General features: G+C 33.4%; 10 protein-coding genes. 1 reads left to right on the forward strand and 9 read right to left on the reverse strand.

Features of this window, described 5'->3' with window-relative positions:
• Position 1 precedes the first annotated feature (1 nt).
• Genes AJ888_RS04230 through AJ888_RS04245 form a run of 4 tightly spaced genes read right to left on the reverse strand, consistent with a single transcriptional unit; the run spans position 2 to position 3,320 of the window.
• Positions 2-1,168, reverse strand: a complete 1,167-nt coding sequence (locus tag AJ888_RS04230) for a UxaA family hydrolase (RefSeq protein WP_002861218.1) — start codon at positions 1,166-1,168, stop codon at positions 2-4.
• A 2-nt stretch (positions 1,169-1,170) separates the two neighbouring features.
• The gene (locus AJ888_RS04235; RefSeq protein ID WP_002861217.1) at positions 1,171-1,434 is read right to left on the reverse strand and encodes a UxaA family hydrolase; all 264 of its coding nucleotides are present in this window, start codon (positions 1,432-1,434) and stop codon (positions 1,171-1,173) included.
• On the reverse strand, positions 1,431-2,399 hold the full coding sequence (locus tag AJ888_RS04240) for a 2-keto-3-deoxygluconate permease (protein ID WP_032603285.1): 969 nt from the start codon (positions 2,397-2,399) through the stop codon (positions 1,431-1,433). Before AJ888_RS04240 ends, AJ888_RS04235 begins: the two co-directional genes overlap by 4 nt.
• A gap of 9 nt (positions 2,400-2,408) precedes the next feature.
• Entirely contained in the window at positions 2,409-3,320 is a 912-nt protein-coding gene (locus tag AJ888_RS04245) for a dihydrodipicolinate synthase family protein (RefSeq protein ID WP_002861215.1), read from the reverse strand.
• A 231-nt stretch (positions 3,321-3,551) separates the two neighbouring features.
• Here AJ888_RS04245 and AJ888_RS04250 point away from each other — a divergent pair, with 231 nt between their 5' ends.
• A complete protein-coding gene (locus AJ888_RS04250; RefSeq protein ID WP_002793545.1) occupies positions 3,552-4,313 on the forward strand; it encodes an IclR family transcriptional regulator in 762 nt (253 codons plus the stop codon).
• A gap of 30 nt (positions 4,314-4,343) precedes the next feature.
• On the opposite strand, the gene rpoC is transcribed toward AJ888_RS04250, so the two are convergent.
• The 5 genes from rpoC to rplA form a co-directional block, all read right to left on the reverse strand.
• Entirely contained in the window at positions 4,344-8,897 is a 4,554-nt protein-coding gene (gene rpoC, locus AJ888_RS04255; protein WP_002861214.1) for a DNA-directed RNA polymerase subunit beta', read from the reverse strand.
• Entirely contained in the window at positions 8,890-13,026 is a 4,137-nt protein-coding gene (gene rpoB / locus AJ888_RS04260) for a DNA-directed RNA polymerase subunit beta (protein ID WP_074497520.1), read from the reverse strand. Before rpoB ends, rpoC begins: the two co-directional genes overlap by 8 nt.
• Positions 13,027-13,134: 108 nt before the next feature.
• The gene (rplL, locus tag AJ888_RS04265; RefSeq protein WP_002854820.1) at positions 13,135-13,512 is read right to left on the reverse strand and encodes a 50S ribosomal protein L7/L12; all 378 of its coding nucleotides are present in this window, start codon (positions 13,510-13,512) and stop codon (positions 13,135-13,137) included.
• Between the two features lie 29 nt (positions 13,513-13,541).
• Positions 13,542-14,012, reverse strand: a complete 471-nt coding sequence (gene rplJ / locus AJ888_RS04270) for a 50S ribosomal protein L10 (RefSeq protein WP_002861211.1) — start codon at positions 14,010-14,012, stop codon at positions 13,542-13,544.
• A 151-nt stretch (positions 14,013-14,163) separates the two neighbouring features.
• On the reverse strand, positions 14,164-14,865 hold the full coding sequence (gene rplA, locus AJ888_RS04275; protein WP_002854928.1) for a 50S ribosomal protein L1: 702 nt from the start codon (positions 14,863-14,865) through the stop codon (positions 14,164-14,166).
• Positions 14,866-14,874 lie beyond the last annotated feature (9 nt).

The raw sequence follows: 14,874 nt of genomic DNA on the forward strand, positions 1-14,874 counted from the left end.
CTTAACAAGTTGTAGCAAGTCTCCAAACTGAAAAATCATTTTGTTCGTTTATCTCTGCTTTTACTAATTCTCCATTTGAAATTCGCACGATTAATTCTACAAGCTCATCACGCACTTCTTCTTTTGTTTTTACCCCATCTATAATGCTTCCTGCGTTAATATCAATAGCATCATTCATATTTTCATAGCAAAAAGTATTAGAACTCATCTTTATAGTAGGCACGATAGCAGAACCCGTTGGAGTACCACGACCTGTAGTAAAAACACAAATATTTGCCCCGCCTGCAACCATGGCACTAAGTTGTTCTATATCATTGCCTGGTGTATTCATAAAAGTAAGTCCTTTAGAAACTACCGGTTTAGCATAATCAATTACATCCATTAAAGTTCTAGTTCCTGCTTTATAAACACAACCTAAAGATTTTTCTTCTATAGTACTAAGTCCGCCTACAATATTTCCTGGACTAGGATTTGCCCCTCGAATATCAGCATGAAAAGATTTAACCAAATTCTCATAACCCAAAATCTTATCATATACCTTTTTAGCTATTTCATCATTTTTTGCTCTCTTAGCTAGTATAGCTTCACAACCTATAAGCTCTGTAGTTTCTGCTAAAATTACCGCACCACCCTCATCGATTACAAAATCACTCAAACTTCCTAACGCAGGATTAGCACTAAGTCCGCTATAGCTATCACTTCCACCGCATTCTGTGCCTAAAATCAAATCACTGAAATCTCCTTCACTTTTTTGTAATTTTGCAGCACTTTCAAGCATTTCATTGACTATTTTGATACCATTTTCAATGGTATTTTTACTACCACCACATTCTTGTATCACTAAATATTCAACCTTTTTATAAGGCGTTGCTTCTTTGATTTTTTCTGCTACCACTTTGGCTTGTATCACCTCACAACCAAGCCCTACAATTAAAACACCAAAAACATTAGCATTAGTTCCATGGCCTATCAAAACATCTCTAGTTTGCAAAGCGTCAAATTCAAGCTGAGAACAACCATGCTGATGGTTGATATAAACCGCTCCATTGCATTTTCTAGCTATATTTTCACACACTTTATTAGCACAATGCACACTTGGTATAATAATGACTTTATTTCTTAAGCCAAATTTACCATCTTCTCTTCTATAACCCATTATCTTTTTCATATTTATTCCTTATCCCCACGACCTCTAATACCTGCAGTGTTGTGGATATGTACCCATTCCCCTGCACTAATATCACAACTTGCACTAGCTATAGCTTCTGCGTATTTGATGATAATTTCATCTTTTTTTATATCTTTTAGTGCAAATTTATGTCCGCTTGCAATATCATTTAAAAGCTCTATATTTGCCACATTTTCACCTTTTTTAAAGTCGCGCAAAGCTGTGGCAACATTGTCTTTTTCATTGACTATAATATATCCTTTCATAGTTTTCCTTTGTTGATATGTGTTTTAGCCCATTTAGCATAGTATGAAGTTAAAATTGGTACCACAAAAGCTGTAATAACCACACAAGTACTTACCAAAACCGTTGCATAATCTGCTTGCTCTCTAAGCTCTGGATAAAGCTGTGCTATAAGCATAGGCGTAGCAGCTGCAGCTCCTGCTGTACTAGATGCAGCAATTCCAGCTGTTCCATTACCTTTAGCTAAAAATATGTCTGCTAAAATCAGAAAAAATCCTGTAAAAACAATCACAGAAAAAGCCAAAATAAGTCCTGCAATTCCTGCTTCATAAATAGAATGAAGACTGATAGTACTTCCAAGAGAAAAACCTAAAAATATAATCATAGGTTCATTGAGTTTTGTCAAAAATACTCTAAATTCCTCATCTAAATTCCCTAAAATAAAACCTAGTAAAAATGGTAAAATCAAGCCTATAAAATTTTGCAACGGAAAACTTGCAAGTCCTGTGGTTCCTAAAATTATCATAGTAAATAATGGTCCACTTTCTATCATTAACAATAAACTTGCTCCTGCTTCTTCTGTAGTTCCATATTGTTTTGTCAAAGCTGTGTATAACCCTGCATTTGTCATATCCATAGCAGCTACAACCGCTAAAGCACTAAAACCTGCAAACAAACCATTACTCACCATACCTTGTGGAATTAATTTTTGCACAATAATACATGCCAAAAATGCAGCAAACATTTTAGTTGCCAATAAAATCCCTGATTTTTTTAGTACTGTTGTAGTAGCTTTTAGTTTAACACTCGCACCAATACCAACAAACCAAACTGCTATAATCACAGTAGCCCCTGTCCCTAATGCATTAGTAAAAGGTCCAAAATAAGCTAAAATGTTAGGCCAAAAAGTATGAATTATGGCTCCTATTAGCATAGGTATTAACATCATCCCACCTAGTGTCTTCTCAAGGAAATTCTTTATTTTCATAGCAATGCCTTAATTAAGTTTTATACCTGTTTCTTTTTCTATAGTTTTAATAAGTTCCTTAGCTTCATCAAAACGAGTGTTTAATTCTTCTTTTGTAGTAGGTGATAAAGGATGAATACTAGCATTTGAAAATTCAAATCCTCTAGCCTTTAAAAGCAAAGCAAAACCCATAGGAAAAGCCATACTCATACCAAATCTTATAGCCTTTAGTAAACTTTTTTGTATTAGCAAAGCTCTGTCTATATTTTTTTCATTGATTGATTTGTAAATTTCACTCATAAGTTCTGGAAAAACTCCACCTATGCTAGTCATAGAACCTTTTGCACCCGCTAATAATGCACCTGCATAAAATTCTTCTCTTCCTACAAAAACATCAAAATCACTAGGTACTACATCTAAAATATGATTTAAAAGCAAAGCATCCCCACTACTATCTTTTATACCCACAACATTATCAAGCTTTGAAACCTTTTCTATAAATTTCAAACTAAGTGCTGGTGCAAAAAGAGGTATATTATAAACATACAAGGGAAGTTTCACTTTAGAAGATAGATCTTTTACATACTCAAAAAGTGCATCTTCGCTTAATTTATAATAATAAGGCATAGCAAGCAACAAAGCATCAAGATCTAATTCATGAGCTTTTTGCGCCAAAGTAAAAGTATTTTGATAAATTGTTGAAGCAATACCTGTGATAATAGGCACATTATTTTTTGCAGCTTCTTTTGTGAGTTTCATTAGTTTAACTTGCTCTTCCACACTCAAAGCTTGAGAATCTCCTGCACTTCCATTACAAAACAATCCGTTCAAGCCTTTAGAAATACCAAATTCACAATAATGAATAAATTCTTTTTCATTAATACTTCCATCATCTTTATATGGAGTAAGCAAAGCCGGTAAAGTTCCTTTTAAAATTCCCATTTTTATTTTCCTTTCGTATATACAAAAATATATTTATATACAAAAAATATAACAAAATATTTGTAAAAAAATCAAGCTGTTAGCTTGGTAAAATTCGTATTTTATTCTTATTAACTGCCAATTTTTACAAAAAAATATTAAAATTAATAAATAATAAAAATTATGATTTTATGTTACTAAAAGTAAAAAATATGCTAAAATTTATAAAAATAAAACAAGGATAAAGACAATATGCATCAGCCCACTCTTAGAGTGTTAAATATTCTAGAATTACTTGCAAAAGAAAAGCTTACCTTAAGTGCTATAGCTAAAAAACTAAACATTCCTGCTGGAACTCTTTGGCCTATTTTACAAACTCTTCAAGAAAAAAAATATATCAAATGTGATTTAAAAAATAAAAGTTATTATTTGGATTTTAAGATTATAGAATTAGGATGTAATATAAAAAACGAAAATAATATTTTTGAAATAATCAAAAAGCATATGAAAAATATAAGAAATTTAACCAATCAAACTTGTCAAATGGGAATTTTAAAAGATGGAAATGTGCTTTATTTAGAAAAAATTGATGCCAATAATACAGTGCAATTAAAATCTTTTATAGGCACTTCGTATCCTGCTTATGCAACATCTTTAGGCAAAGCCTTACTATCAAATAAAAATAAAAAGGAATTAGAAAAACTTTATCCTAAAAATTTTGATAAAATTACAGAAAACACCTTAAATAATATAAATGAACTCTATCAACAAATCAAACAAATTAAAAAAGAAAAAATTGCCATAGAAATTGGAGAAATGAATCCTCAAATTGAATGTATGGCTATAGGCATAGAACATAAAAATAAAATAATTGCTGCCATTAGTATATCTTATCTAATTTATTGCTCTAATAAAGCTTTTAGAGAAAAAAATAAAAAAATACTTCTAGAAGAAAAAAATAAAATAGAAAAAGTTTTAAAAATTTATTTTAATGATTTAGATACACTGTATTAATATAGCCCAGGAGGGCTATAAAATAGAGTTTTATTCTTGTTCTTTAAGTTTTAAATTTTGTTCACCATAAAGCCCTGTTCCAACAGGTATCATTCTACCTAGAATAACATTTTCTTTTAAATCTTCTAAGTAGTCAAATTTACCCGCTATACTTGCTTCGGTTAGAACTTTAGTAGTTTCTTGGAATGAAGCTGCAGAAATCACACTATCACTTCCAATCGCTGCTCTTGTTACACCTAAAAGCACAGGCTCAGCAATAGCAGGTTCTCCACCCATTCTAATGATTCTTTCGTTTTCTTCACGGAATTTACGTCTTGAAACCAAATCACCCTCGATAAATTTCGTATGTCCACTATCTACAACTTTTACTTGTCTTAGCATTTGAGAAACGATAACTTCTATATGTTTATCAGAAATCACAACACCTTGTCCGCGATAAACTTGTTGAATTTCAGAAATCAAATAATAATGCAAGGCTTTTTCACCTAAAATTTTAAGCACATCATGACTTGAAACAACTCCATCTGTAAGTTTTTCACCTGCATGGATAAACTCGCCATCTCTTACTTGAATGTGTTTTGATTTATCTATTAAATACTCAGCACTTGTACCATCTTCTGCTTGGATAATAATTCTTTCTTTAGAACGCAAAGGTTTATCAAAACGAACAACACCATCAATTTCTGCAATCACAGCCGCATTTTTTGGTTTTCTTGCTTCAAAAAGTTCAGAAACTCTTGGAAGACCTCCTGTAATATCTTTTGATTTAGCTGCAGCTTTTGGAGTTTTTGCTAAAATATCTGCTTGAGTGATTTTATCACCATCATGAACAAAAATAACGGTTTTTGGTTCAAGCTGATAACGCACAGCCTTATCACCTTTTCCTGCAATTACCAAAGTCGGTCTAACTCCGCTTGGCAAATACTCATTAATCACTAAAGAACGCTTACCTGTAGCTTCATCAATTTGCTCATCAGCACTATAACCTGCTTCAATATCCTCAAAGCTTATAACACCATCAATTTCTGCAATGATAGTATTATTATAAGCATCCCATTCTGCAATCACTTTTCTTTCTTTTTTAGGAGCACTTGCAATGATAGTATTTGCATCATCGATTTTTTCACTATCATTAAATTCTATCTTAGATTCTCTTGGGATATAGTGTCTTTTTGCTTCTCTATCATTTTCATCAGCAATCACCACAAAGAATCCTTTTTCTTTAACAATATCGCCTTTTTTAACATTTTTTACTCTATCTAAACCATCGCCTTTAAGGATATAAAATTTAAGCGTTCCCTTTTCTCCTGCTTTGATATTTTGTACCACGGGCTCGCCATCTTCTACTAAAATTTCACTCGCAAAAGGAATACGATTAGGAACGTTCCAACCCTCTTTAATCACTTCCACGATACTTTCATTTTCTTCTACTTGCATACCACTTTGATATGGCAAATAAAGTTTTCCATCTATACTACCACTTACGCCTGCTAATTCATTTGGTTTAGCAAGATCGTATTTTCTTAGTATGTATTTTACTTCTTGTTTTTTATCTTTAATAGAAACAATCACATCTTCATGAATATTTTCTATATTAATCACACCTTTAAATGGAGTTTTGATTTTTGGCTCCACAAGTAAAATCGCCGCATTTCTACGATTTGCTACGATATTTTTACCTTTTTTGTTTTTATAAGTTTTAAGATTATAAAATCTTATAAAACCTTCTTTTTGTGCGCTTACTTGTCTATCTTGTAAATCCGTACTTGCAGTCCCCCCGCTGTGGAAAGTTCTTAGAGTTAGCTGCGTCCCTGGCTCGCCGATAGATTGAGCGGAAATAATTCCTACTGCTTCACCTGGTTTTACTAATTTACCTTCGCCAAGATTGATACCATAACATTTTGCACAAATTCCTTTTTTAGCTTTGCAGGTAATAGGAGTGCGGATATTGACACTTTTTATACCGCTTTCTCCAAGAATTTTTGCTTTTTCTTCATCCATTAAAGTACCTTCTGCAAAAAGCACAGAATTTGTAATAGGATCGATCACATCTTCAGCTAAAACCCTGCCTAAAATTCTTTCTTCTAAAGTTTCTATAATAGAACTATCTGCGGTAATTTCATTGATTTCAACACCTTCATGCGTTCCACAATCTTCAATAGTAATTTTTACATTTTGTGCAACATCGATAAGTTTTCTTGTCAAATAACCCGCATTTGCTGTTTTAAGAGCGGTATCTGCAAGACCTTTTCTAGCACCGTGAGTTGAAATAAAGTATTCAAGAACATTTAGCCCTTCACGGAAATTCGAAATAATAGGAGTTTCGATAATAGAACCATCAGGTTTAGTCATAAGTCCTCTCATCGCAGCAAGCTGAGAAATTTGAGCCGCACTACCCCTAGCACCAGAATCTGCCATCATATAAATAGAGTTAAAACCTTCTTTATCTTTTTCTACAAGCTTCATCATCTCTTTTGAAAGGACATTATTTGTACTTTTCCAAATATCAATGATTTTATTGTATCTTTCCCCTGAAGTAATCAAACCAAGATTATAAGAATTTTGAATTTCTCTTACTTGTTTTTTTGCTTCATCGATAGCTTTTTGCTTGTCATTAGGAACAATAATATCTGCAATCGAAATTGAAATACCTGCTTTAGTTGCATACTCAAAACCTAAATTTTTAAGTCTATCCAAGAAACTTGCTGTAATCTCTAAACCGCCTTGTTTATAAACATAATCCACAAGTGCGGCAATGTCTTTTTTCTTTAAGACTTTATTCCAACTATTTTCAGGCACAAAATCAGGTAAAATGGATTTAATAATCAATCTTCCTGCTGTAGTGGTAATCTTTCTACCATCTACCATAGTTTGTATACTCGCATGAATATCCAAACACTTGCTTTCAAGCGCCATCATCACTTCATCAATGCCTGTACAAATTTTATGCGAACCTTTAGCACCAGCTTTTTCTAGTGAAAGATAATAAATCCCTAAAACCATATCTTGAGATGGAACGGTTACAGACTTACCGCTTGCTGGCAAAAGAATATTCATTGATGAAAGCATAAGCACTTTGCATTCTGCAATGGCCTCTTGAGAAAGCGGTACATGCACTGCCATTTGATCCCCGTCAAAGTCCGCGTTAAATGCTGCACAAACCAAAGGATGAAGTTGTATAGCCTTACCTTCCACTAAAACAGGATGAAAAGCTTGGATAGAAAGTTTATGCAAAGTAGGCGCACGGTTTAACATAACAGGATGCCCTTTTACCACCTCTTCTAAACATTCCCAAACTTCATTAGTTTTGTTTTCTATCATTTTTTTAGCTTGTTTTACTGTGGTTGCATAACCTTTTTCTTCAAGCTTAGCTAAAAGATGTGGCTTAAAAAGCTCTAAAGCCATTTTTTTAGGTAAACCGCATTGATCCATTCTAAGTTTTGGACCTACAACAATAACGCTACGACCTGAGAAATCCACTCTCTTACCTAGTAGGTTTTGTCTAAAACGCCCTTGCTTTCCTTTGATAATTTCACTTAAAGATTTTAATGGGCGTTTATTTGCTCCTTTTACAGCATTGGCACGACGACCGTTGTCAAAAAGTGCATCAACAGCCTCTTGAAGCATTCTTTTTTCATTTCTGATAATGATTTCAGGTGCATCAAGCTCCATAAGTTTTTTAAGACGTGTATTTCTATTGATAACACGACGATATAAGTCATTCACATCAGAAACTGCAAATTTCCCACCATCTAAAGCCACTAAAGGACGCAAATCTGGCGGTAAAACTGGGAGATTTGTAATCATCATCCATTCAGGACGATTTGGTACAGCTTCATCGCTATCGGTATTGGCGTTTAAATTTGAATTTAAGAAATTTTCTACAACTTTTAAGCGCTTAATGATGGTTTTTTTCTTAGCCTCTGAATTTGTAGCCGCCATTTCTTCTTTAAGCTGATTTAAAAGCGCTACAAGATCTAAATTTGCAAGTAAATCACGAACAACTTCTCCACCCATTCTTGCTTTAAAGCCACTATTTTCATAGCGTTGCATTAAATTTTGATATTGCTCTTCGTTTAAAACATCACAATATTCTACTTTTTTAGTACTTTCGTTATCATAGAAAGCATCACCTGAATTTTCAACGATATAAGCTTCATAATAAAGCACACGCTCAAGATCTTTCATCTTAACACCCAAAAGCGTTCCTATACGACTCGGAAGAGAATTAACATACCAAATATGAGCCACAGGAGTTACAAGCTCAATATGTCCCATTCTAGAACGACGCACTTTTGAATTTGCTACTTCAACACCACATTTTTCGCACTTAACACCTTTAAAACGCATTTTTTTATACTTACCACAAAGACACTCATAATCTCTTATAGGTCCAAAAATCTTTGCACAAAAAAGCCCATCTCTTTCAGGCTTTAAGGTTCTATAATTGATAGTTTCTGGTTTTTTTACTTCTCCATAAGACCATGATTTGATTTTTTCAGGACTTGCAAGTCTTAGTTGAAACGCTTCAAAATCCCTAGGTCTTGCATCTTCTTTGATTTCTATTACTTTAAATTTACTCATTATCTTCATCCTTATCAAAAATCTCAACATCTAAAGCAAGAGATTTAAGCTCATTGGTTAATACAAAAAATGTTTCAGGAATTCCCGTTGCTGGAACATTTTCACCTTTTGTCAATGCTTTATAAGCACTAAATCTACCTTCTACATCGTCTGATTTGATAGTTAACATTTCTCTTAAAGTATGAGCCGCTCCATAAGCTTCAAGTGCCCAAACTTCCATCTCCCCAAATCTTTGTCCCCCAAAGAGTGCTTTACCACCCACAGGCTGCTGGGTAACTAAGCTGTAAGGTCCTGTACTTCTTGCGTGAACTTTCTCATCAACCAAGTGGTGGAGTTTTAGCATATACATACATCCTACATGAACACGCTCTGCGATTTTCTCACCCGTGCGTCCATCATAAAGTTCTGTTTTGCCGTCCATATCTATCTTGGCCATTTCAAAAAGCTTGCTAAATTCTTCTATATTTACACCTTCAAAAACAGGAGTAGCAAATTTAACTCCTTTACTCCAGTCTCTAGCATAGTTTAAAAGCTCTTCATCGCTTAAGCTTTTAATAAATTCTTTTTCGCTTGCAAGTCTTGGAATAGAACAAATTTCAAGCATTTTTGCTCTTAATTCTTTAAGAAAATCTTTTTGCTTTCTGTCAAAAATTTCTTGAATCTGATCTCCAAGTCTAAGTCCAATTAAACCCAAATGGCTTTCTAAAATTTGGCCTATATTCATACGACTTGGAACGCCAAGTGGATTAAGTGCAATATCCACACTTTTACCATTTGGTAAATAAGGCATATCCACTTCAGGAACTATAGTTGAAACTATACCTTTGTTTCCGTGACGTCCTGCCATTTTATCACCGACTTTAAGCTTTCTCTTTGTAGCAATATAAACTTTAACAAGCTTAATTACCCCACTTGGTAAAATATCATCTTTTTCTAAAATTTCAAGCTTTTCATCGTGTTCTGCTTTTAATTTTTTCTTCTCATTTTGGAAATGATTTTTTAAATCATCGTATTCTTTTTGAATCTCTTTAGAATAAGCTTTAATCAAAGTTGTTAAAGTAAAACGATTGATTTTTTCAAGTTCGCTAATATCTGCGGTTTGTCCTTTTTTATAATTTTTATCTCCAATTTTTTGATCGCTATTTAAAGGGGCTTTGGAAAGAAGAGCACAAACACGAAGCATTTCTTCTCTATCCATCATCAAAAGTCTATCATGATGTTCTTTTTCTAAAGCCATTTTTTCCTTATCATAAGATTTTATTGCACGATCATCCTTTTCATAGCCTTTTTTAGTGAAAATTTTAACATCCACAACAACGCCCTCTAAAGAAGCGGTTGCATAAAGTGATTTATTCACAACATGTCCTGCTTTTTCTCCAAAAATCGCTCTTAAAAGTCTTTCTTCAGGAGTTGGCTTAACCTCACCTTTTGGAGAAACCTTACCCACCAAAATCATACCTGGTTTGATATGGGTACCAATTTTTGCAATACCGCTCTCATCAAGATGTGCAACATCTTCTTCTTTTACATTTGGGATATCTTTGGTAATTTCTTCTATACCATCTTTTAGTTCTCTTGCTTCAATTTCTTTTTCATAAATATGCACGCTTGTAAAGGTATCTTCACGAATAATTCTCTCACTTACAACTATAGCATCCTCATAGTTATAACCATTCCAAGGCATAAAAGCGATTAAAGCATTTTTACCTATAGCAAGTTCGCCTTGATCCATAGAAGGACCATCTGCGATAATTTGTCCTGTTTTTACTATATCACCTTTTTTAACAATAGGATGTTGAATATAATTTGTATTTTGATTGGTTCTTAAATTTTTCTCCATAGTGTAATGATCGATAAATGGACCTTTATCATCTTCACCTAAAATGAAAATGCTTTTATTATCCACTTTCTCAACCACACCGCCACGCTTTGCTTTAACAGCTTCCCAAGCATCACGCGCAATAATTTGTTCCATACCTGTTCCTACTATCGGAGCTGAAGCAGTAAGAAGTGGCACAGCTTGACGTTGCATATTTGAACCCATTAGCGCTCTGTTTGCATCATCGTGCTCTAAAAACGGAATCAAAGAAGCTGCAACCCCAACAACCATACCTGAGCAAAGATCGATTAATTGCACTTCTTCGCGTCTTGCAAGTATAGTTTCACCATCTTGTCTAGCCTCAACAAATTCTTCTACTATATTGCCTTTAGCATCAACTTTGGTTGAAGCTGGTGCAATAAACAAGCCTTCTTCTTGTGTTGCTGTAAGATAAACAACTTCATTAGTCACTTTACCATTTACAACTTTTCTATATGGTGCTTCAACAAAGCCAAGTTCATTTACTTTTGCATAAGTAGAAAGAGTGTTAATCAAACCAATATTTTGACCTTCAGGTGTTTCAACTGGACAAATTCTACCATAATGTGTCGCATGAACATCACGCACTTCAAAACCTGCTCTTTCTTTTACAAGTCCACCTTCACCAAGCGCTGACAAACGACGCTTATGAGTAACCTCGCTTAAAGGGTTGGTTTGATCCATAAATTGCGAAAGCTGACCTCCTGTAAAAAATTCAATGATGGTTGTAGTAATCATTTTAGGATTGATTAAATCATAAGGCATTACTTTATCAAGATCCGCATTTAAAGAAGTAAATTTATCTCTGATCGCCTTTTGCATTTTTGCAAGACCTAAATGAAGTTCATTGGCTAAAAGTTCACCTATAGAACGGATACGACGATTTCCTAAATGATCTCTATCATCAATATGTCCTTTACCATTTTTTACTTTAATTAAATATTTTGCAGTTTTAATAATATCTTCATTAGTCAAAACAGTAACATACTCAGGCACTTCAAGACCTAACTTATGGTTCATTTTCATACGACCTACCTTGGTAAGATCGTATCTTTCAGGATTGAAGAATAAATCATTTACAAAAGCCTTCGCTGCATCTTTTACCACAGGTTCACCTGGACGCATAACTTTGTAAATTCTAATCGCAGCTAAATCATTTTCATCATCGATATTTTCACTTTGTTTAAGAAGTTTTAGAGTTTCTCCATCTTGAGCAAAGGAGTTAATAATCGCTGCATCAACGCCATTAGCCAAGTCATTTGCTATATCAAAACTTTTTTGCTCTTTAATCTTGGCAAGCTTACTCTCATCTAGCAAAGTTAAAGAATCAAATAAAACCTCTCCACTTTCCTTATCAATAATAGGATTTGCCAAATAACGATTAAGTAAAATTTCTACAGGGTATTCTATCCATTTTAAACCGTCTTTAATAAGCTGTTCTGCTTTTTTCTTTGTAAGTCGTTTTCCAGCTTGATGAACAATTTTTCCTTTTTCATCTTTAATATCATACTCTATTCTGTCCATAAAATCATTTGGATTAAATTCTGTTAAAAATTTATCTTTTTTCACATGTATAGTCTGGATAGGATAAAACAACTTAATAATATCCTGTTTTTTATACCCTAAAGCCCTAAAAAGCATAGTTACAGGAACTTTTCTACGCTTGTTAATTCTTACATACAAAACATCTTTGGCATCGTATTCAAAATAAAGCCACGAACCACGATCAGGAATAATTTGTGCTGTATAAACAAGCTTATTTGCAACCGTTGAACTTTCTTCTTCTTTAAAAATAACACCAGGGCTTCTATGTAATTGATTTACAACCACCCTCTCAACCCCGTTAATGATAAAAGATACACGATCTGTCATTAAAGGAATTTCGCGGATATAAATTTCTTGTTCTTTAATATCTTTTACGCCAACTTTTTCCCCTGTTTTTTCATCTTTTTCATGCAGAGTAAGACGGATTTTCATTTTTAAATTTACAGAATAAGTCAAACCTCTTTCCATGCATTCGCGAATGGTATATTTTGGCTTGCCTATTTCACTACTAACATATTCAAGACTCAATCTATTTTGCGGATCATGAATAGGAAAAATTGATTTAAAAACTTTTTCTATACCACTTTCACCATTATCAAGATTTAAAAAATAATCAAAACTCTTTTTTTGTAATTGTAGAAGATTTGGGATTTCTATTTGTTTTGAAATGTTTGAGAAGTCTACTCTTAAACGATTTCCTAATTTATTATCTAACATATCGCACATACCTCATGGTAAATTTTGTAAATTTAAAAAAGAAGACCTAAAAATTAGGTAAAAATAAAAAAAGAAGACTTGCCTTGGCAAATCTTCTTCTAACTTTAAAGCTTAAAATTACTTAAGTTCTACTTTAGCACCAGCTTCTTCAAGTTGTTTTTTAGCTTCTTCAGCTTCAGCTTTAGCCACACCCTCTTTTAGAGTTGAAGGAGTTTGCTCAACTGCATCTTTTGCTTCTTTAAGACCAAGGCCTGTAAGAGCACGAACGATTTTAATAACTTCAATCTTTTTAGCACCGCCATCAGTTAAAACGATATCAAATTCAGTTTTTTCTTCAGCAGCAGCTGCAGCACCACCAGCTGCAGCACCACCAGCCACCATTACAGGAGCAGCAGACACACCAAATTTTTCTTCAAATTCTTTTACAAGTTCTGATAACTCAAGAACACTTAAATTTGAAATATATTCTAATACATCTTCTTTAGAAATTGCCATTTTTTATCCTTTTATTTAATTTATTCAGATTATTTTTTATTTTTAAGCGCATTTAAACCTATTGTGAAATTGGTAATTGGCGCATTCCAAACTTGCAAAAGCATAGCAAGCAACTCATTGCGTGAAGGCATTTTAGCAAGAGCTTTAACCTTAGCAACATCTGCAACTTCGCCTTCAATATGAGCTGTTTTGATTTCAAATTTATCGTTATTTTCTTCAAATTTAGCAGCTACTTTTGAAACACTTAGCTGATCTTCGCCCCAAAGATAAATATTTGTATCTTTAAGAACTAGACCTGTTTTACCGGAATTGTTAAGAGCAATGTTAGCCAAAGTATTTTTAACAATTTGAACTTTTACATTGTTTTCTCTTGCATTATTTCTAAGCTCTTCTAGTTTTTTTGTGCTAAGACCTCTGTAATTACAAACTACAATAGCTTCACTAGCTTTAAAACCTTCTTCAAGTTTAGCAATAATCTCAACTTTTTCGCTTCTAGTCACATTTTCTCCTTTCCGATTGAGATTTCAAGTAGAGTGGAAATCCAATTAAGCTTACGCCTCGACTATCTTCAATCTAAAATAAACATCTCAAAAAATCAAAAATTTTTTCAAATGTTTATTTTAAAACAAAAGAGTTGCAAAAAAGCAACTCTTATTTCATATCAAGCAATTCTTGTGTTTCAAGCTTTACAGAAGGGCTCATTGTCAAAGATAAAGCCGCATTTTTAATATATCTACCTTTAGCTGCGGCAGGTTTGTGTTTGTTAATTGCCTTTACAAAAGTGCTAACATTGTCCCATAATTGTTCTTTGGAAAAACTTACTTTACCAAGACCTGCATGGATATTTCCTTGCTTATCAACACGGAAATTTACCTGACCACTTTTTGCATTATTAACTGCTTGAGCAACATCCATAGTTACTGTTCCGGTTTTAGGATTTGGCATTAAACCTTTTGGCCCTAAAATTCTACCAACTTTACCAACAAGTCCCATTAAATTTGGAGTAGCAATCAAAACATCAAAATTCATATTACCTTTTTGAATTTCTTCTACTAAATCATCGCTACCCACAATATCTGCACCAGCATTTTTCGCTTCATCAGCTTTTGCGTCTTTTGCAATTACAGCAACACGAACTTTTTTACCCGTTCCAGCAGGTAAAACAACAGATCCTCTTACCATTTGATCTGCATGTCTTGGATCAACATTAAGTTTTAAAGCAATTTCTACAGTCTCATCAAATTTAGCAGACTTTAAAGTCTTTATTGTATCAATTGCATCGCTTAAAGCATACTCTTTATTTGAATCAATTTTTTGTGATAATTCTTTTAATCTTTTTGCTATCTTAGCCATTTATTTTCT

The organism is Campylobacter sp. BCW_6467, from assembly GCF_001762855.1.
Classification (GTDB): domain Bacteria; phylum Campylobacterota; class Campylobacteria; order Campylobacterales; family Campylobacteraceae; genus Campylobacter_D; species Campylobacter_D jejuni.